18 protein-coding genes are annotated in these 18,333 nt (G+C 65.1%); 6 read left to right on the top strand and 12 right to left on the bottom strand.

The genetic code is table 11. The features are described from left to right. Positions 1–14 precede the first annotated feature (14 nt). From cobA to AC5RU3_RS01400, 9 genes are all read right to left on the bottom strand, one after another. Entirely contained in the window at positions 15–1,229 is a 1,215-nt protein-coding gene (cobA, locus tag AC5RU3_RS01440; RefSeq protein WP_458115505.1) for a uroporphyrinogen-III C-methyltransferase, read from the bottom strand. Further along, positions 1,226–2,149, bottom strand: a complete 924-nt coding sequence (locus AC5RU3_RS01435; RefSeq protein WP_493964701.1) for an ABC transporter permease — start codon at positions 2,147–2,149, stop codon at positions 1,226–1,228. The genes cobA and AC5RU3_RS01435 overlap by 4 nt, the downstream gene beginning before the upstream one ends. Continuing rightward, entirely contained in the window at positions 2,139–2,852 is a 714-nt protein-coding gene (locus AC5RU3_RS01430) for an ABC transporter ATP-binding protein (protein WP_458115507.1), read from the bottom strand. Before AC5RU3_RS01430 ends, AC5RU3_RS01435 begins: the two co-directional genes overlap by 11 nt. Then, a complete protein-coding gene (locus tag AC5RU3_RS01425) occupies positions 2,849–4,018 on the bottom strand; it encodes an ABC transporter substrate-binding protein (RefSeq protein WP_493964700.1) in 1,170 nt (389 codons plus the stop codon). The genes AC5RU3_RS01430 and AC5RU3_RS01425 overlap by 4 nt, the downstream gene beginning before the upstream one ends. Further along, positions 4,008–5,420, bottom strand: coding sequence for a sulfate adenylyltransferase subunit 1 (locus tag AC5RU3_RS01420; protein ID WP_493964699.1), 1,413 nt, complete (start codon positions 5,418–5,420; stop codon positions 4,008–4,010). Before AC5RU3_RS01420 ends, AC5RU3_RS01425 begins: the two co-directional genes overlap by 11 nt. Beyond that, positions 5,420–6,445 (bottom strand): sulfate adenylyltransferase subunit CysD, encoded by a 1,026-nt coding sequence (cysD, locus tag AC5RU3_RS01415; protein ID WP_493964698.1) that lies wholly within the window; start codon positions 6,443–6,445, stop codon positions 5,420–5,422. Before cysD ends, AC5RU3_RS01420 begins: the two co-directional genes overlap by 1 nt. Next, positions 6,442–7,122 (bottom strand): phosphoadenylyl-sulfate reductase, encoded by a 681-nt coding sequence (locus AC5RU3_RS01410; protein ID WP_493965139.1) that lies wholly within the window; start codon positions 7,120–7,122, stop codon positions 6,442–6,444. The genes cysD and AC5RU3_RS01410 overlap by 4 nt, the downstream gene beginning before the upstream one ends. 98 nt (positions 7,123–7,220) lie before the next feature. After that, the gene (locus AC5RU3_RS01405; protein ID WP_493964697.1) at positions 7,221–8,957 is read right to left on the bottom strand and encodes a nitrite/sulfite reductase; all 1,737 of its coding nucleotides are present in this window, start codon (positions 8,955–8,957) and stop codon (positions 7,221–7,223) included. A 125-nt stretch (positions 8,958–9,082) separates the two neighbouring features. Further along, positions 9,083–9,841: a sirohydrochlorin chelatase gene (locus AC5RU3_RS01400; RefSeq protein WP_493964696.1), complete on the bottom strand. Its 759-nt coding sequence runs from the start codon at positions 9,839–9,841 to the stop codon at positions 9,083–9,085. 62 nt (positions 9,842–9,903) lie between these two features. Between AC5RU3_RS01400 and AC5RU3_RS01395 the strand changes: the two genes are divergently transcribed. The 4 genes from AC5RU3_RS01395 (at position 9,904) to AC5RU3_RS01380 (ending at position 12,547) form a co-directional block, all read left to right on the top strand. Next, a complete protein-coding gene (locus tag AC5RU3_RS01395; protein WP_309071600.1) occupies positions 9,904–10,536 on the top strand; it encodes a trimeric intracellular cation channel family protein in 633 nt (210 codons plus the stop codon). A 35-nt stretch (positions 10,537–10,571) separates the two neighbouring features. After that, the gene (locus tag AC5RU3_RS01390) at positions 10,572–10,994 is read left to right on the top strand and encodes a hypothetical protein (RefSeq protein ID WP_309071599.1); all 423 of its coding nucleotides are present in this window, start codon (positions 10,572–10,574) and stop codon (positions 10,992–10,994) included. Continuing rightward, entirely contained in the window at positions 10,991–11,464 is a 474-nt protein-coding gene (locus tag AC5RU3_RS01385; protein WP_493964695.1) for an HIT family protein, read from the top strand. The genes AC5RU3_RS01390 and AC5RU3_RS01385 overlap by 4 nt, the downstream gene beginning before the upstream one ends. Before the next feature lie 669 nt (positions 11,465–12,133). Beyond that, a complete protein-coding gene (locus AC5RU3_RS01380) occupies positions 12,134–12,547 on the top strand; it encodes an endonuclease domain-containing protein (RefSeq protein ID WP_493964694.1) in 414 nt (137 codons plus the stop codon). 137 nt (positions 12,548–12,684) lie between these two features. On the opposite strand, the gene AC5RU3_RS01375 is transcribed toward AC5RU3_RS01380, so the two are convergent. From AC5RU3_RS01375 to AC5RU3_RS01365, 3 genes are all read right to left on the bottom strand, one after another. Beyond that, positions 12,685–13,788, bottom strand: coding sequence for a polyprenyl synthetase family protein (locus tag AC5RU3_RS01375; protein ID WP_309071596.1), 1,104 nt, complete (start codon positions 13,786–13,788; stop codon positions 12,685–12,687). 124 nt (positions 13,789–13,912) lie between these two features. Further along, a complete protein-coding gene (locus tag AC5RU3_RS01370; protein ID WP_493964693.1) occupies positions 13,913–15,181 on the bottom strand; it encodes a geranylgeranyl reductase family protein in 1,269 nt (422 codons plus the stop codon). Continuing rightward, complete coding sequence (locus AC5RU3_RS01365; RefSeq protein WP_309071594.1) at positions 15,182–15,946, bottom strand: demethylmenaquinone methyltransferase; 765 nt, start codon at positions 15,944–15,946, stop codon at positions 15,182–15,184. A gap of 83 nt (positions 15,947–16,029) precedes the next feature. Between AC5RU3_RS01365 and AC5RU3_RS01360 the strand changes: the two genes are divergently transcribed. Beyond that, positions 16,030–17,382, top strand: coding sequence for an isochorismate synthase (locus tag AC5RU3_RS01360; protein WP_309071593.1), 1,353 nt, complete (start codon positions 16,030–16,032; stop codon positions 17,380–17,382). A 127-nt stretch (positions 17,383–17,509) separates the two neighbouring features. After that, positions 17,510–18,313: a transporter substrate-binding domain-containing protein gene (locus AC5RU3_RS01355; protein WP_309071592.1), complete on the top strand. Its 804-nt coding sequence runs from the start codon at positions 17,510–17,512 to the stop codon at positions 18,311–18,313. Positions 18,314–18,333: the final 20 nt, after the last annotated feature.

The raw sequence follows: 18,333 nt of genomic DNA, 5'->3' as shown, positions 1-18,333 counted from the left end.
TCGAAAGCGCTGAATCAGCGGGAGGGTGGGGCTTGCCAGTGAGGTGAGAGCGCGACGACGTCGCCCACCACGATCACGGCGGGAGACTTCACTCCGCGCTCCCCGGCGAGGTCGGCGATCGCTCCGAGGGTGCCGGTGGTGACGCGCTGGGTGTCCATCCAGCCGTCCTCGATGATGGCCACGGGTGTTGACGCCGCCCGCCCGCCGTCGATGAGCGAGGCTGCGGAGGACTGCAGGAGTGACACCCCCATCAGGAGGATCAGGGTGTGATCGCTGCCGGCCGGGATGAGGCCGGTCTGCTGGCGGATGTCCTCATGCCCGGTGATGACGCTGAATCCCTTCGCCACTCCCCTGTGTGTCACGGGGATGCCTGCGGCGGCGGGTACTGAGATAGCCGACGTAACCCCGGGAATTACCTCGACGGGCACCCCGTGGTCCCGGCAGTAGGCTTCCTCTTCGCCGCCGCGTCCGAGGACGTAGGGGTCTCCGCCCTTGAGCCGGACCACCCGGTTGCCGAGCAGCGCCTGCTCCACCAGGATCCGGTTGATCTCATCCTGCGGCACCGGGTGGTGTCCGGGAAGCTTACCCACCTCGATGACCTGCACCTCGGCGGCGAGGCCCGCCAGTAGGGAGCGCGGGCCGAGCCTGTCAGCCACGACGACGTCAGCCTGGGCCAGGAGGCGGCGACCGCGCGTGGTCATGAGTCCGGCGTCGGCCGGTCCGCCGCCAACCAGCGCAACCGAACCCATTCCGTCTTTGCGGCGGAACCGCCGCAGCGGCAGCTCGCCGGACTCGAGGGCGGCGGCGACGCCGTCACGCAGGGCTGCTGCACGCTTGGGATCACCGTGGGTGTTAACGGCCACGGTGACATCATCGATGCGTGCAACGGCGGGCACCCAGGCGCTGGATGCCCGGTGGTCACCGCCCTTGACGCACCAGACGCGAGCGGCGTCGGCTTCAGCAGCGATGCGGTCCTGCACCTCAGCGGATCCGGAGTGGGCAAGGACCAGCCACACGCCGTCGAGGTCAGCGGTGCGGTACTCGCGCTGCTGCCAGTCCACGCGGCCGTCTGCAGCGGCTTCAGCGATGTCCTCGCAGGCGAACGGCGCCACTACCGTGACCAAGGCGCCGTCGTCGAGCAGTCCCTGCACTCTGCGGGCGGCGACGGGGCCGCCACCGACAACGAGCACGCGGCGGCCGCGCAGTTGCAGTCCGAGGGGATACGTCACTGGGAGCCTCCGACGAGCAAGCCTCGGCGGCGCAGCAAGCGGCGCTCGAGGGGGCCGAAGATCAACAGTTCCACCACGATTCCAATGAATAGGATGAGCAGGATGGCAGCGATGACCGTTGCCATCGAGGAAAACTGTCGTCCCTGATCCAGGAGTGCTCCGAGACCGAATCCGAGGGTTCCGCCTGTCGCGATAATTTCCGCCGCCATCAGGGAGCGCCAGGAGAATGCCCAGCCCTGCTTCAGTCCGGCGACATAGCTTGGCAGCGCGGCTGGAAGGATTATTCGGGTAGCGAGTTGCCACCGGCTGGCACCCAGGACGTGGCCGACGCGGCGGTGCTGGTCCGGAACATGGTCGACACCGGCGATGAGTCCGTTGGTGATTGACGGGATGGCACCCATCAGCACCACGAAGTACACGGTGGCGTCGCTCAGGCCGAACCAGATGACGGCGGCTGGAACCCATGCCACGGAGGGCAGCACCTGCAGACCGGAGATCAGTGGCCCGAACGCTCCGCGCAGGATCCTGCTCTGAGCGAGGAGAAGGCCAAGCGGCGTGGCGATGACGACGGCGATGATGAACCCGACGACGCCGCGCTGGAGACTTGTCAGGACCGTCTCGACCGCATCGCCGTTCTGCCACAGGGTGCCGAGGGTTCCGAAGACATCAGCCGGACCCGGCAGCTGGTCGGGCCGCGGCCGGACAATCCACACGTACATCTGCCAGACATAGATCGCTACACCCAACGCAGCGACGGGCAGCAGCGCCTTGCTGATGCTGACCTTCCAGGACGATTGGGCGCTCACCTCCTGCTGGAGATTGTCGAGCCCCTTTTCGAGCGCACGGTCGTCCTCCGGCGAAAGCTGTGCCGGCGGTCCCGAAGCCGGTTCTGCCTTGGTGAGTGTTGATTCAGGCTGCATGACGCCGGATCTCCTTGCGCAACTCCGTGGTGATCTCCTCGGTCAGCACTGCGTGGTCCTGCCCTTCCACGGCCCACTCGGCAACGACCCGGCCGGGGCGGGATGACATCAGCAGCACGCGCTGGCCCAGCCGGACAGCCTCACGGACGTTGTGCGTGATGAACACGATGGTCCGGCCGGTCTCCCTCCAGACCCGCTGCAGCTCGTCGTGCAGCAGGTCGCGCGTGATCGCGTCGAGCGCCGCGAACGGCTCGTCCATGAGGAGAATGTCCCGGTTCTGCGCGAGGGACCGCGCCAGGGCAACCCGTTGGCGCATGCCCCCCGACAGCTCGTGCGGCCGCTTCGAGGCGGCGTCTGACAGATGGACGAGATCAAGCAGACGCAACGCTTCGGCTTTCCGCTCTGCCTTCGGTTCACCGCGCAGTTCAAGAGCAAGCTCCACATTGGCCAGGGCGGACAGCCACGGGAAGAGGGACGCGTCCTGGAACATGAACGCCGCCTTGGGCGACGCGATAGTGCCCGACGTCGGCTCTTCCAGTCCAGCGATCAGGTTCAGCAGGGTGGACTTGCCGCAGCCCGAAGCCCCGAGCAGGGCGACGAACTCACCCTTCCGGACCCGCAGGTTCACGTCGTCGAGCACCAGGGGCGCGTCTGCGGCGAACCGCTTGGATAGCCCGGTGATCTCTATCTGCGCCGCAGTCATGGCGAGGTAGTTCCGGAGCCCAGCCCAGCGTCGTCGTACGCTGGTTCGCCGGCTTCCTTCTGGAGCCCGTTGAGCAGGCTGAGGTCCAGAATGCCGGTGATGTCGGTGTCCTCGGTGGTTCCGGCGTGCACTCCGTCATCAAGCAACTGGGCAAGCGCGCCGGCGAGCGGCTCCTGGGAGAAAGTCACATTCTCCAGCGCGCGTTCCAGGACGGGCGCCGCGAGCGGCTTGGCATCGGCGGCCGCAAGACCGGCGTTGATGAGATCCGGCGTTTCCTCGGGATTCTCAGTGAGCCAGGTGATGGCGCGCTGCTCTGCCCTCAGCAGCGCCTTGACTTGCTCGGGGTGCTCCGCGAGGAACTGCTTGTTCACGGCCAGGACCGTCGTGGCGAACTTGCCGTCGGGCCAGAGTTCGGCCTCGTTGACGAGAACCTCGGCCCCTGCGTCGACCACGAGCCGCGAGGCCCAGGGCTCAGGCAGCCAGGCTCCGTCGATATCACCGTTCTGGAACAGCTGGAGGGTCGTGGCATTCTCGGTGGGGACGATGGCCACGTCGCCGCCGCCGTCGATCGTGGTCTCGTAGCCCTGTTCATCAAGCCAGACCCGCAGCGCAACATCCTGTGTGTTGCCCAGCTGCGGCGTCGCGAGCGACTTCCCCGCCAGATCCTCCGGGGACTTGATGTCCGGCGTCACGACAAGCTGAGCCCCACCTGATGTGGCGCCGGCAACGATGCTCAGCGACTGTCCCTTGCTCTGCACGAAGGAGTTGATCGCTGGATTGGGACCGATGAACGTTGCGTCGATCGCCCCGGCGTTCAGGGCTTCAATGGCTGATGGGCCGGCGTTGAACACCTGGGTGCTCAGGGCGGTATCGCCGAGCTCTTCTTCGAAGTAGCCGTTCTCCAGTCCCACCAGCGCGGGTGCGTGCGTGAGGTTGCCGAAGTACCCGAGGCGAAGTTCCGTGGCATCGGAGACAGGGGCAGCAGTCGTCGCTTGCTCCGGGGAGGACTGGGAGTTGGCGAACGCAGCGATTGCGGCGCCCGTGGCCACTCCGACGACTGCGACACCGGCAATCGCGACCTCTGCGACACGACTCTTGAGCAGGAAACCCCGCTTGGCTGGGCGGGCTGCGTTCTCGTTGACGGGAGTATTCGGGTTAGATGACATAGCGTTCGTCCTCGCGGGCGGACAGTTCAAGGTGGTCGGATTCCACCAGACCTGCGGCCAGGGTATTGCCGTCGGAGGGGTCGATGACCAGGAAAGCTCCGGTACGGCGGAAGTTCACGTAGTTGTCCACCGGCAACGCAGATGCGAGCCTGATGTGGACGGTCCCGATGTCGTTGAGCTCGAGGCCCGACGCCGGTTGATCGGCGAACGAGGACAGATCCAGCTTGTTGATGACCTGGCGAACCAAGCCCTGGACCGTCTTGCTGCCGTGCTTGATGAGGAGCCGCGAGCCCTCTTTGAGCGGCTTCGGTGAGAGCCAACAGAGTGCGGCGTACAAGTCCTGGGTGGGTTGCGGGAGTTGCGCGACCGAAGTGCCCGAGCCGGCCTCGGCAAGCAGGTCGCCACGGGCGATGTCGATGTCGTCGGCCAGGCGCAGCACCACGGACTGCGGTGCGAAGGCTTCCTCCAGTTCCTGCCCGGCGAAATCGATGCCTGTCACGGTGGTCTCGCGTCCGGACGGCTGCACAGTGACGGCGTCGCCCACGCGGATGGAGCCTGCCGCGACCTGGCCCGCGTACCCGCGGTAGTCGCGATACGTGTCGGCGTCCAGTCCCGGCGCCACGGCGCCCTGCGGGCGGATGACGGTCTGCACCGGGAAGCGGAAAGCTTCGATGTCAGTTTCAAGGTCAGCGAGCGCCGGCAACTGCTCGAGGGTCTCCAGCAACGAGGGCCCGCCGTACCACAGTGTCTTCCCGGACCGGTCCACCACGTTGTCGCCCTCGAGGGCGGATACAGGGATGATTGCGGGCTCGTCGACCTTCAGTTCACGTGCAGCCTGCTTCAGCTGCGCTTCGACGTCGCGGAACACGTCCTCGCTGTAGTCCACGAGGTCGATCTTGTTCACCGCAACGATGATGTGGGCCACGCGCAGCAGGCGCGCCACGGCCAGGTGCCGGCGGGTCTGCTCCAGCACACCCTTGCGGGCGTCAATGAGTACGACGACGGCGTCCGCCGTGGAGGCACCTGTCACCGTGTTCTTGGTGTACTGCACGTGCCCCGGGGTGTCCGCCAGGATGAAGGTGCGGTTGGCGGTGGCGAAATAGCGGTAGGCCACGTCGATGGTGATGCCCTGCTCGCGTTCGGCCCGCAGGCCGTCGGTGAGGAGTGCGAGATCAAGCCGCTGGACGCCGTCTCCGCGCTCGCCACCGAAACCGCGCTCCGCGGAGGTGCGGGCAACGGCGTCGAGCTGGTCTGCGAGGACCGACTTGCTGTCATGCAGGAGGCGGCCCACGAGGGTGGACTTGCCGTCATCCACTGATCCGGCCGTGCAGAATCGAAACAGTGAAGCGGAAGAGAGGTGGTCGATGTTTGCTGCTGTCTCAACAGCGGTGGGGGTAGACATCAGAAGTAGCCGTCCTTCTTGCGGTCTTCCATGGCGGCTTCCGAGATCCGGTCGTCCGCACGGGTGGCGCCGCGTTCGGTGAGTGTACTGAGGGCGACTTCCCGGACTACTGCCGCGACGGTCGCTGCGTCGGATTCCACTGCTCCTGTACAGGACATGTCACCGACCGTCCGGTAGCGGACCGTTCGCGTTTCGACAATTTCCTTCTCGGTGGGCTGTGAGACGTCACCGACCGCGCGCCACATGCCGTCGCGGCGGAAAACCTCGCGCTCGTGGGCGTAGTACAGGCCCGGTAGCTCGATATTCTCCCGCTCGATGTAGCGCCAGACGTCCAGCTCGGTCCAGTTGCTGATCGGGAAGGCACGCACGTGCTGACCGACGGTGTGGCGGCCGTTGTACAGGTTCCACAGCTCCGGCCGCTGGTTGCGCGGATCCCACTGGCCGAACTCATCACGCAGGCTGAGGATGCGCTCCTTGGCACGGGCCTTGTCCTCATCGCGCCGTCCGCCACCGAAGACGGCGTCGAACCGGTTGGCGTTGATGGTGTCCAGCAGCGGCACAGTCTGCAGCGGGTTACGCGTACCGTCGGCGCGCTCGCTCAGCTCGCCACGGTCGATGTACTCCTGGACCGACCCCACAACGAGCCTGACTCCCAGCCGCTCCACGGTGCGATCGCGGAACTCGAGAACCTCGGGGAAGTTGTGACCGGTGTCCACATGCAGCACCGGGAACGGAACCTTGCCGGGCCAGAACGCCTTGGTAGCAAGGTGCAGCATGACCACGGAGTCCTTGCCGCCGGAGAACAGCAGCGCGGGCCGCTCGAACTCGGCGACGACCTCACGAATGATGTGAATGGCTTCGGACTCGAGGGCGTCAAGGGAGGAGAGCCGCTTCGCTACGACTCCACGCGGCTTAGACACGTCGCCTCGTTCCTCGGCGCCGCGATGCGCCGCTTCCGGAGTCGCAGCTTCGCGGCTACCAGTCGTCACGCTCGTGTCCTCAATGGTTTGGGTGGGATGGCTCATTGGTGGATTCCGCACTCTGTCTTCGCTAGACCGGCCCAGCGGCCGGCTCTCGGGTCTTCTCCTGGGGCTACCGGACGCGTACAGGGCTTGCAGCCGATCGAGGGGTAGCCGTTGGACAGCAGCATGTTCACGGGGACCTGGTGCTCACCCGCGTAATCGAGGAGTTCATCGAAGCTCCACGCCGCCAGGGGGTTGATCTTGACGAGATTGTGGACACGGTCCCAGGTGACCAGGGGCGTGTTGGTCCGGGTAGGCGCTTCTTCGCGGCGTACTCCGGTGAACCAGACTTCGTAGCCCGCGAGCGCCTTCTTCAGAGGGTCCATTTTGCGGAGCGCACAGCACTGGGCGGGGTCCCGGCCAAACAGGTCCTTCCCGTAGGTGGCGTCCTGCTCGGCGACAGTGAGCTCGGGCATTACGTCCACGATCGTGACGTCCAACTGCCCCGCCACTTCGTCACGCGTGATGTGCGTTTCGGTGAAGTGGTAGCCGGTCTCGAGGAACAGCACGTCGATTCCCGGGAACTGCTGCGAGACCAGGTGAGGCAGGACGGCGTCGGCCATGGAGCACGCTACCGCAGCCTGCGACAGGTCGAAGTTGCGGGCGACCCAGGCGATGACCTGCTCGGCGGAGGAGTCCCAGCCGAGCTCTTCGGCGCCTTTGGCGGCAAGCGCCTTCAACTCCTCCTCGGAGCGGCGGGCAGGCTTTGCGACGTCGGTAAGGGGTGCGGTGTCAGCAGACGTGGGGACGCTGCCGGCGGCGTGTAAGGGTGACAGGCTCACTGCAGCACTCCTTCCTCGGCACGGTGTGCCCACTGGGCGAACGTTTCGTTTTCGTGGCGGTCTTCGGCGTAGCGGCGCACGACGCGCTCCACGTAGTCGGGCAGGTTCTCGACCGTGACCTTGAGGCCGCGGATGGTCCGGCCAAGGCCGGCTTCACCGCGATCGACGGCTGCCAGGCCGCCCCCAAGGTGAACCTGGAAGCCCGGCGTGGGGTCGCCGTCGGGCGTTGGAAGCATCATGCCCTTCAGCCCGATGTCCGCCGTCTGGATGCGGGCGCAGGAGTTGGGGCAGCCGTTGATGTGCAGGGCTATGGGCTGGGTCAGGATCCCGTTGTCGACGAGGTCGGCGAGCCGGCGCTCCAGTTCAGCGATAGCGGTGGCGGCGGTGACCTTGGTTTCGACGATCGCGAGCTTGCAGAACTCGATGCCCGTGCAGGCGATGGTCGAGCGGCGAAACAGTGACGGACGTGCCGAAAGACCCAGCGCATCCAGTTCAGCGATGAGCGGTTCAACACGGTCCTTCTCGACATCGAGGACCACGAGCTTCTGGTGCGGTGTGGTACGTAGGCGGGTGGAGCCGTGTGCTTCCAGAGTGTTCGCGAGCGAGGTAAGGATGGTCCCGGAAACCCGGCCTACAGTGGGCGAAACACCGATGAAGAACTTGCCGTCCTTCTGCTCATGGACACCCACGTGGTCGCCCGGGGTTTCGGGCTTCGGTGCAGCCGGACCGTCAGGAAGCTCGAAGCCAAGGTACTCATCCTGAAGGACCTGGCGGAACTTCTCGGTTCCCCAGTCATTCAGGAGGAACTTCAGGCGGGCCTTGGTGCGCATGCGGCGGTAACCGTAGTCACGGAAGATGCTGGTCACGCCGAGCCAGACTTCAGCGGCAACGTCAGGAGTGACGAACACGCCGAGACGCTCGGCCAGGCGTGCGTTGGTGGAGAGGCCGCCACCCACCCAAAGGTCGTACCCGGCGCCAAGCTCGGGGTGAACCACGCCGACCAAAGCGAAATCGTTGATTTCATGCACCACATCCTGGCTCGGGTGGCCGGTGATCGCGGTCTTGTACTTGCGCGGAAGGTTCGCCAGTTCCGGATCTCCGATGAACCGTTCGCTCAGCTCGTGAATCAGCGGTGTCGGGTCGAGGATCTCGTCCTTCGCGATGCCGGCCACGGGGGAACCGAGGATGACGCGGGGAACATCACCGCAGGCCTCGGTGGTGGACAAACCGACGGACTCGAGCCGGTTCCAGATCTCCGGGACATCCTCGACCCGAACCCAGTGCAACTGAATGTTCTGCCGGTCCGTGATGTCCGCGGAATCCCGAGCGAACTCCGTGGAGATGCCGCCGATAACGCGCAGCTGTTCGGTGGTGAGAGCACCGCCGTCGATACGCACACGGAGCATGAAGTACTTGTCCTCGAGCTCGTGGGGTTCAAGCGTGGCGGTCTTGCCGCCGTCGATACCCTGCCGACGCTGGGTGTACAGGCCCCACCAGCGGAAACGCCCGTGAAGGTCGGTGCTGTCGATCGAGTCGAAGCCGTTCTTCGCGTAGATGTTCTCGATCCGCTCCCGAACGTTAAGCCCGTTGTCCTCCTGCTTCCAGGTTTCGTTGGCATTGAGGGGCGTGGTGCCGTCGACTTTCCACTGGCCGTGCGGCTTGGCTGCGGGCCTTGTTGCACGGGGCTTACGTGCGCCTGCCGGGCTTGCTTCGGTCGCGACTGAACTCGTCATGTAACGACAGTAGGACCCGCTTCAGACGCCCTTCAAAGGTTCGGCAACACCCGTTCACGTGGCGACACGGCACGTCACAATCGCGTCAAAGTATTGACAGTGCCCGCACCCGAAGGTGACCGGCTCTATGGACGGGCGCACGCCGACACATGCGCCCTGCAGGGACGGCCACAGTCACGGGTGGGGTCCGGCGTCTCAAGGCGACTGACGGCGTCGTCGTATCGAGCAAGCGCAATTTCGGCCACCGCCGTGGACGGGAGCAGGGGTGCACTCACCACTGTCCCACCTGCCATGGCGAGCTGGTCGTGGAAGTAGCCGGGCGCCAGCAGGTAGGACGCGATGGCCGGACTTCGGGCGCCGTCCTGCGCCTCGGCTACCGCTTCGGGAACCGACGGGCGCGCACTGGCGCCGTATCCGACGACGATGCGCCCGGGGCGCAGCTCCTTGAGCTGCTCCGCGAGCTCCCCCACGTCGACGGCAGCACACGCGTCCGATGACCCTGCAGCTGCAAGTACGACGGCATCTGCCGACCCCACTCCTGATTCCTCCAGCCGCTGCTGCAGCAGCTGCGCCAGCTTCGGGTCAGGTCCGAGCGGCGCGGCGGCGAAGGTGTCCGGCCGACTCTGCACTGCCTCAGCGATGTCGACCTTGACGTGATAACCCACCGAGAGGAGCAAGGGCACTATGACAGCAGGCCCGTCCGGGAGTGCGGCGACGACCTCCGGGAGGTCAGGCTCCTGAACGTCAACGTACGCTTCGCGGATGTCCAGCTCGGGCCGCAACGCACGCATCTCATCACGCAACCGGTTCACAGCGGCCTGCCCCTCAGCGCTGTTGGTGCCGTGTGAACATGCGATCAGGACGGGTCGGTTAGACGTCTGCATGTTGGCCATTGAAGCACCCGCCTGCGACTATTGACAGTTGTGTCCCGTAACGCAAAGACCTCATGAACGCGCCGCTGATCCTTGACCTTGTCGGCGTTTTCTTCTTTGCTGTCTCTGGATCTTTGCTGGCAGCTCGCAAGGGCTTCGATCTCATCGGGTCGCTCCTGCTGGCTTGCCTTGCCTCGCTGGGCGGCGGCGTGGCGCGCGACCTGATCATCGACGTCGAGCCTGTGGCGTTCTACAACCCGCTGTATCTCGTGCCGCCGCTTCTGGCGGCCGTGCTGGTTTTCTTCCTTTTCTCCCACCTCGAGAAGGTGAGCACGCTTCTGGTGCTGTTCGACGCCGGCGGTTTGGCGCTGTTCTGCATCGTCGGGGCCCTCAAGGCAATCGACCAAGGATTGAATCCCGTGGCGGCAGTGCTGCTTGGGGTGACAACCGCCGTCGGCGGCGGACTGCTTCGCGACGTCGTCGCGAACGAGGTGCCGCAGCTTTTCTCCGGTGACCTGTACGCGCTCCCCGCGTTCCTCGGGGCCACCCTGGCAGTGTCACTGGAGATGCTCGGACTGTTCAACGTCGTGACCGGAATAGCGGTCGCCGTCCTGGTATTTACCCTCCGGTTGCTCGCCTGGCGGTCGGGCTGGAAGGTACCGCTAGCGGCTCAATCACGTCATTTCGAACCCCCGCACGCGGGATAGGATGAATTATCCCCCCGACACCACCTGGAGCCACTGTGACCGAGCTGTTCCTGGATAAATTCCGCGCCCTTGTACCCGCCTACTTCGAGGAAGCGTGGGTGCCGGAAGACGGCCTGTCCGAGGACGAACTGGCCGAACTGCGCGAGGGCCAGGACTTCCCCCTGCCGCTGGCACTGCGCGAGTTCTACCTCGCGGTCGGCGCCTCCGAGGACCTCATGGAAGCGTTCCACTACGTGTGGGATCCGGACGAGCTGGAAATCGAGGACGGGTTCCTGCTGTTCATGGAAGACGTCGACGAGAAATTCGTCTGGGGAGTCAAGGCGGATCAGCTGAACGTCCCGGATCCGATCGTATGGCGGCGCAACAACGCCCGCGGCTCGTGGAAGAACGAGGAAGGAACGTTCAGCGAGTTCATGCTCGACATGTTCGACTGGGTGTTCGACGAAGAGGCCGAATGACCTGGAATACCCACGCGCCGGAGGGCTACGAGTGCCCGTTCTGCGACCTGGCATCGGGCGAGTTCAGGTTCGCGACCAACCTCTGCGAGCCGGGCGACCTGATCTACTCGGATGAACTGGTCCTGGCGTTCATCGCCTCCCACGGCTTCGATCCGAACCCTGGGCATGTGCTGGTGACACCGCGCGCCCATTATGAGCTGCTGTATGAACTGCCCGACGACGTCGCCGGCCGCATCATGACGGTCACCCGCGACATGGCCATCGCCATCAAGCGTGCATGGAATCCCGACGGCGTCTCCACCCGCCAGCACAACGAGCCGGCCGGCAGCCAGCACGTCTGGCACTACCACCAGCATGTGCTCCCCCGCTGGCACGACGACGGCTTCTACTTCACGCCGAAGCGCCCGATCGTGGCCCCGGCCATCCGCGCACGCAAGGCCGCCGAGCTCCGGGCAGCGCTCGGCCTCTAGTCCTCCGTCCTCGTGTGCCCGTGGCCGCGTGCCGCGCACAATCCTGCACTTTCTGGCTGGATATGTGGCTCTGTGTTGGAGGATTCGGCTGGAACACGCGGGTCAGGGTTCGCCGCCGGTCAAGAAGATGCAGGATTTTGCCCGACCGGATTCCAGAACACTGCCGCTCCACACGATTCCCCCGCAGCCGACTTTACCCACATAGCCACCTCAAGCCGCTGGAGGCTCCGCCAGCCGTTTGAGACTTGCAGCATGGATCCCTCTCAAGCGTTGCATCGTGTGGGCGGCGCAGCGCCGGTGCGAACGCTCCGACAGCGGGGCATCAGCCGCCGTGCAATCGATGCCGCTGTCAGCTCGGGCTCAGTCATCAAAGTGCGACGAGGAATACTCGCCGTCCCAGGAGCCGCTGCTGACTTCGTCTCGGCAGTAACCCACAACGGTCGCCTAACCTGCGTTTCTGCCGCGAGCCACTTCGGTTTGTGGTGTTTGAATTCATCTAGTCCCCTCCACATGTGCTGCCCTGACGGGGCCAGCGGCGTCCACGTGAATCACCGATCTCTCACTGTGCCCGCTCACCCTTACCTACCGCTGGTGGGGTTGGGTGACGTGCTCCTGCACGCCCTCAGGTGCCGTCCCCTGCCTGAAGCAGTGGTCATAGTCGAAAGTGCCGTGAGACGTGGCGGTATCGCGCTTTCCTTTCTATTCGAGCACCTCGAGGGAGATCGAAATGGCAAGGCCCGCACCGCGCTGCAACAGGTGACCGGGTGCGCTGAATCGCCCATCGAGGTCGTCGCGAGGCTACTATTTGTCGCCGCTGGGTTCCACGTGGAGACGCAGGTGCGCATCGAGGGCGTAGGACGAGTCGACTTCCTCCTCAACGATTCTCTCGTCGTCGAGATCGACGGTGCAGCCTTCCACTCCGATCGCAAGGCGCTCCGCCGGGACCACCGCCGAAACAACTCGACGCTTCTGAACGGGTTCCTCATTCTCCGCTACGGCTATGAGGACGTCATGTTCGAGCAGGAAGCCATGTTGGACGAGATCCGTTTGGCGTTACGACGAGGGCGCCGCCGCAACGGCTAACACACGCGCATAATCCTGCACTTCCTCGTCGACCTCTCCACCGTCACCCCAGCAGTGACGCGGGCGGGCACGCCGGCACTCCTTTGGGCAGCCCAGAATGTGCAGGATTGTGCACACAGGCAAACCTCCCAGCACAGCTAGACGTCCCGGCTGACAACCGCCTGCGCGAAGCTCGCCAGCGCCGTCTTCACGGTGCTCTCGGGCAGCGGGTCGAGGGCAGTTACGGCGTCTTCCGCCCACTGCTGCGCTACAGCCCAGGCCTGCTGCGTCGCGGAATGCTCCCGGAGGGCGGACACAGCTTCGGCCAGAGCCTCGTCCGAGGTCAGGTCGCCGTCCACCAATTCGAGTACACGCTGCGCTGACTCATCGCCGGCAGCAGCAGCCTGGCGCAGCAGGAGTACCGGCAGCGTGGGTACGCCCTCGCGCAGGTCGGTGCCCGGGGATTTTCCGGACTTCGCCTTCAGCCCAGTGACATCGATGACGTCGTCAGCAAGCTGGAAGGCCACGCCGACCTTCTCGCCGTAAGAAATCATGACGTCAACGGCCGACGCCGGCGCATCCGCAAAAATTGCACCCAGTTGGCCTGACGCTGCAACCAGGGAGCCGGTCTTGTCGGCGATGACCGAGAGGTAATGCTCCACGGGGTCCTCGCCGTCCTGCGGGCCGACGGTCTCGTGCAGCTGGCCGAGGCAGAGCCGCTCGAAGGTTCGCGCCTGGATCCCGAGCGCACGCGAGCCCAGCTCAGAGACGAGGATGGACGCCCGCGCGAAGATCAGGTCGCCGGTCAGGATGGCTACCGAGTTGCCCCATACCTCATGCGCGGTCGGGGCTCCACGGCGAAATGGCGCGGAGTCCATGACGTCGTCGTGGTACAGGGTTGCAAGATGCGTCAGTTCGACGACGACGGCGGCAACCACCACTTCTGCCTTGGTTGCATCCCCGAGGTGGGAAGCGAGGATTGTCAGCAGCGGACGGATTCGCTTGCCGCCAGCTTCAACGAGATGCCGGGAGGTGGCGTCGGCCAGGGGGTCGGAGCTGGAGATGGCTTCCCGCAGCTGTTTCTCGACCTTCGCAAGGCAGGTCGATACTGCCGGGCCGAGCTCCGGATCCTCAGCAATCAGGGCGAAACCTGCGGGCAGGCGCAGCCCAGTGGCGATCACGCCGGTACTCGGCTCCAGCTCGTCGATGAGCGGGCGCGGATGGCCAGCGCTGGTCCAGCTGGTTTGGGGGGAGTCCGTCATGCGTCTAAGCCTATCGGGCGAGGGGCCCGCTGCGAGCGCAGCGAGTAGTGGGAGCCCGATAGGCGCTATCGGGCGAGGGGCCCGCTGCGAGCGCAGCGAGCGAGGGGGCCAGCTCGGGACGGAATTACTGGTTGCTTGTGGCGGGCACGAGGCGTTCGAGGACATGAATGAGCCGATCCTCAAATCCCCTGCCCTTTGAATCGGTCAGGTTGGCCAGCATCCGCACCACGAACCGCATCAATACCGGGATGGGCATGCCTGTGCGCAAGGCGAGGCGGAGGATGGCGGGCTTGCCGATGAGCTGAGCGAAGATTCGTCCCAGCGTGAAGTGGCTCCCCCACTGGTCCCGGATATACGGCGCGTAACCGGACAGCACAGTGTCCCGCGCAGTTCCGGGTTCCACGGCGAGCGACCTTTCGATGAACTCTGCCGCATACCGGGCGGACTCCATGGCATAGGAAATTCCCTCACCGTTGAACGGCGACACCATCCCGCCGGCGTCACCGAGCAACAACATGCCCGGCGAGTAGTGCGGAGTGCGGTTGAACCCCATCGGCAGGGCGGCGCCGCGGATCTCACCGACCTGGTTGTCCTCGCCGAACCCCCACTCGGCAGGCATCCCGGCAGTCCAGTCGCGCAGTACCTGCTTGTAATCGAGCTTCCCGAACGAAGCTGAGGAGTTGAGGATTCCCAACCCCACGTTCGATGTCCCATCACCCACACCGAACACCCAGCCGTAGCCGGGCAGCGGCTTCCCGGAGGCATCCGGCAGTTCCAGCCAGCCCTCCATCCAGGGGTCGTCATGCCGGGGACTGGTGAAGTAGGTCCGCACCGCAACCCCGAGTGGGCGGTCGTCCCGCTTGGCCATGCCAAGGCTCACCGCCGTGCGGGTCGAATTGCCGTCGGCGGCCAGCACGACGTCGGCGCTCAGCGTCTTCTGCTCGCCCGTCCGCCGGCCGTCAAGACCGAGAACGTTCACGACGACGCCGGTCACCCGCCCGCTGGCGTCCCGTACAGCTTCGGTCACGGAGTGGCCCTCGAGAATCTGCGCACCTGCGGACCGGGCATGCGACGCGAGCTGCTCATCGAAGCCGAGGCGGGTGCGGATCAAACCGTAGGACGGGAAGTCTGACAGCTCCGGCCAGGGAAGCTCAACGGTTCTCCCGCCGGCCAGCAACCGGAGGCCGACGTTCCGCCGCCATCCGAGTTCCTCGCCGTGCGGGAGTCCCAGGAGCTGGATTTCCCGTACCGCACGGGGCGTGAAGCCGTCCCCGCACACTTTCTCCCGGGGGAAGAAGGTCTTCTCGACAACCGTCGTTTCGATGCCCGCGGAAGCGAGGTAGTAGGCAGCGGTCGATCCGGCCGGCCCCGCCCCGATGATGAGAACTGACACTTAGTTCGCGGCCCTGCTGCTGCGGCGGCGCTGGCGCGTTTGGGAGGCTGCCGCAGTCGTCGTGATGCTGGCTTCCGGCTTGGTGGCACGGTGCACCGCGACGATTCCACCGTTGAGGTTGCGGTAGGCCACCGAGTCCCAGCCGCTGCCGGTGATCCAGGCGGCAAGCTCGTCCTGGTTGGGCCAGGCGCGGATGGACTCGGCCAGGTAGACGTACGCTGCCGGGTTGGAGCTGACTTTGGTGGCGATTGCCGGGAGGGCCCGCATCAGGTACTCGGTGTACATGGTGCGCCAGAGCGGGATGGTGGGTTGGGAGAACTCGGCAATCACCAGGCGGCCGCCGGGCTTGGTGACGCGAAGCATTTCCTCCAGCGCCCTGGCGGGACGGTCCACGTTGCGCAGCCCGAAGGAGATGGTGCAGGCGTCGAAGGAGTTGTCGGCGAACGGCAGGTTCGTGGCGTCACCGGCGATGAAGTCGATGTCCGGGCGCCGGCGCTTGCCTACCCGCAGCATGCCGAGTGAGAAATCACACGCAACCACGTGGACACCGGCGTCGGCGAACGGCTCGCTCGAGGTTCCGGTGCCGGCCGCCAGATCAAGCACCCGGTCACCCGGCTTGGCGTCCACCGCATCGACGACCACCCGCCGCCAGCGGTGGGTTTGGCCCAGCGACAGCACGTCATTGACGACGTCGTACTTGGGCGCCACGTCGTCAAACATGGCAGCAACTTCGTCGGGACGCTTATCCAGCGATGCTCGATTCACCCCGTCATTGTCTCAAACATTGAACAGCTCCCCCAATCACGAGGGATCGGGGGTACTGCGGCGCGGGAGTAGGCTAGGGCATCATGAACAATCCGTCCCCTGTTGCAGTGGCGACACCGCTGAACCAGGTGCCGGCCCTTCGCAGCATCACTTTTGAGCGGGGCGACCTCCAGCTCGACACCGGCCTGCTGGACTACGTGGTGCGCAATGACGTGCACACCTGGATTCGTCGCGGCGGCGGCATCGTGGGCTTCGGTGAGGTCGCGCGCTTTACTACGCATGGACCCGGCCGTTTCGCCGAGGGGCAGGCGTGGTGGCGTGAGGTTGTTGCGGCGGCCGACGTCGTCGACCCTCTCGCTCAGCCCGGCTCCGGGTTGATGGCGTTCGGCTCATTCGCCTTCTCGAAGACCTCCCGCCATCTGTCCCGGCTGATCGTGCCGCGGATTATCGTCGGCAGCCGCGAAGGTAAAGGCTGGCTGACCTACATCACGGACGACGACGGAGCCGAGTTGAGTGCCTCCGCCGCAGAAGCACTGCTGGCTGACTATCTCGATGAAGTCGAACCAGAACGCAAACCCTGCCCGGAGGACCGGCTCGCTCCGGGAATCCTGACGGAACAGCAGTGGATGAACGCCGTCAGTCGGGGCGTTGCGCACATCCGCGAGGGTGAGTTGAACAAGCTTGTCCTGGCCCGCGACGTTGTCGCGGAACTCGGATCACCGGTCTCCACGGCGCAGGTCCTCCGTGAACTCGCTGTCCGGTACTCCGACTGCTGGACGTACTCGGTGGACGGGCTCATCGGCTCGACGCCGGAGATGCTCATCAAGGTTGAAGAACGGACAGCGCGCGCCCGCGTCCTGGCGGGCACTCTTGACCGGTCGACGGAGCCCGCAGGTGAGACCGGCTACGCGGAACGGGTACTGGCCGGCTCTGAGAAGCAGCAGCACGAGCATGAAATCGCCATCGACTCCCTGACCCGGCAGCTGGAGCCGTTCACCCGGACCATGACCTCACACAGTGAACCCTTTGTCCTCGAACTCCCGAACGTGTGGCACCTCGCCTCCGATGTGAGCGCGGAACTCGCTGTTGACAGCGAGGGCAATGTGCCGTCGTCGTTGGCGCTGGTTGAAGCGCTGCACCCAACCGCCGCCGTCTGCGGGACGCCCACCACGGTGGCGGGTGAGCTGATCCGCGAGTTGGAACACCTTGAGCGCGGCCCCTACGCCGGGCCGGTGGGCTGGATGGATTCGGAGGGCAACGGCGAATGGGGTATAGCCCTGCGCGGCGCTGTCATTGAGACACCCACGCGTATCCGGATGTACGCCGGGTGCGGCATCGTCGAAGGCTCGCAACCGGTGGCGGAATTGGCTGAGACGTGGAGTAAATTCCGCCCCATGATCGAGGCCTTGGGCCTCCGGACTCCTGCCCGTTCCTAATCCGATTAGGCCTCAACTGTTGGTTACTAATAGGCAATACCTGTAGCCTGTGATGCACATCTCGATAAAGGCTAGAATCGTCGATGACGTTTCTTTACTTACTCCGTCCCCTGAGCTGAGGTACTGCATGTTTTCGAAGATTTACAGGTCGCTTGCCGTTGTGGCAGTCGGCACCCTTGCACTGACCGCCTGCGGCGGCGGATCCGAATCCGAGGAGGGCGGCGAAGCAGCAGGTGGCTCCGAGCTGAACCTCGTGTCCCCCGGCACGCTCACGGTGTGCTCCGACATCCCCTACGAGCCGTTCGAGTACGAGGAAAACGGTGAGTATGTCGGGTTCGATATGGACCTGATGCGCGAGATCGCCACCGGCCTCGACCTCGAACTGTCCGTTCAGGACGTCGGGTTCGACGGTCTGCAGTCCGGTGCAGTGCTCGCTGCCGGTCAGTGCGACGTCGGCGCCAGCGCCATGACGATCACCCCGGAGCGCGAAGCGAACCTGACCTTCGCCGATCCGTACTACGACTCACTGCAGTCGCTGCTGGTACCGGCCGACTCGGACATCGCTACGCTTGAGGACCTCGCGGGCGAATCCGTGGGCGTCCAGCAGGGAACCACCGGCGAAGCTTACGCCCGCGACAACGTTCCCGGAGATACCGAAGTGGTTGCTTTCCCGAGCGACGCTGAACTGTATGCAGCACTTCAGGCCGGCAACGTGGCAGCGATCCTCCAGGATCTTCCCGTCAACCTGAACCACACGCAGGATGGGGAGTACACCATCGCCGCGGAGTTCGAGACCGATGAACAGTACGGTTTCGCGTTCCCCAAGGAGGGCAGCGAAGCTCTCGTCGAGGCTGTGAACGCCCAGCTTGCTGAGCTGCGGGACAGCGGCAAGTACGACGAAATCTACAACACCTACTTCGAGGAGCAGTAAGCTTCCACGGACTTGCGGCA

The organism is Arthrobacter sp. MDB1-55 (assembly GCF_059092925.1).
This window is presented reverse-complemented; position numbering and strand designations above follow the sequence as displayed.

Excerpts from the sequence above, each read along its gene's own strand:
- AC5RU3_RS01435 (WP_493964701.1), bottom strand. The coding sequence starts at position 2,149 with ATGCAGCCTGAATCAACACTCACCAAGGCAGAACCGGCTTCGGGACCG.
- AC5RU3_RS01430 (WP_458115507.1), bottom strand. The coding sequence starts at position 2,852 with ATGACTGCGGCGCAGATAGAGATCACCGGGCTATCCAAGCGGTTCGCC.
- AC5RU3_RS01425 (WP_493964700.1), bottom strand. The coding sequence starts at position 4,018 with ATGTCATCTAACCCGAATACTCCCGTCAACGAGAACGCAGCCCGCCCA.
- AC5RU3_RS01420 (WP_493964699.1), bottom strand. The coding sequence starts at position 5,420 with ATGTCTACCCCCACCGCTGTTGAGACAGCAGCAAACATCGACCACCTC.
- cysD (WP_493964698.1), bottom strand. The coding sequence starts at position 6,445 with ATGAGCCATCCCACCCAAACCATTGAGGACACGAGCGTGACGACTGGT.
- AC5RU3_RS01405 (WP_493964697.1), bottom strand. The coding sequence starts at position 8,957 with ATGACGAGTTCAGTCGCGACCGAAGCAAGCCCGGCAGGCGCACGTAAG.
- AC5RU3_RS01400 (WP_493964696.1), bottom strand. The coding sequence starts at position 9,841 with ATGCAGACGTCTAACCGACCCGTCCTGATCGCATGTTCACACGGCACC.
- AC5RU3_RS01395 (WP_309071600.1), top strand. The coding sequence starts at position 9,904 with ATGAACGCGCCGCTGATCCTTGACCTTGTCGGCGTTTTCTTCTTTGCT.
- AC5RU3_RS01385 (WP_493964695.1), top strand. The coding sequence starts at position 10,991 with ATGACCTGGAATACCCACGCGCCGGAGGGCTACGAGTGCCCGTTCTGC.
- AC5RU3_RS01375 (WP_309071596.1), bottom strand. The coding sequence starts at position 13,788 with ATGACGGACTCCCCCCAAACCAGCTGGACCAGCGCTGGCCATCCGCGC.
- AC5RU3_RS01360 (WP_309071593.1), top strand. The coding sequence starts at position 16,030 with ATGAACAATCCGTCCCCTGTTGCAGTGGCGACACCGCTGAACCAGGTG.
- AC5RU3_RS01355 (WP_309071592.1), top strand. The coding sequence starts at position 17,510 with ATGTTTTCGAAGATTTACAGGTCGCTTGCCGTTGTGGCAGTCGGCACC.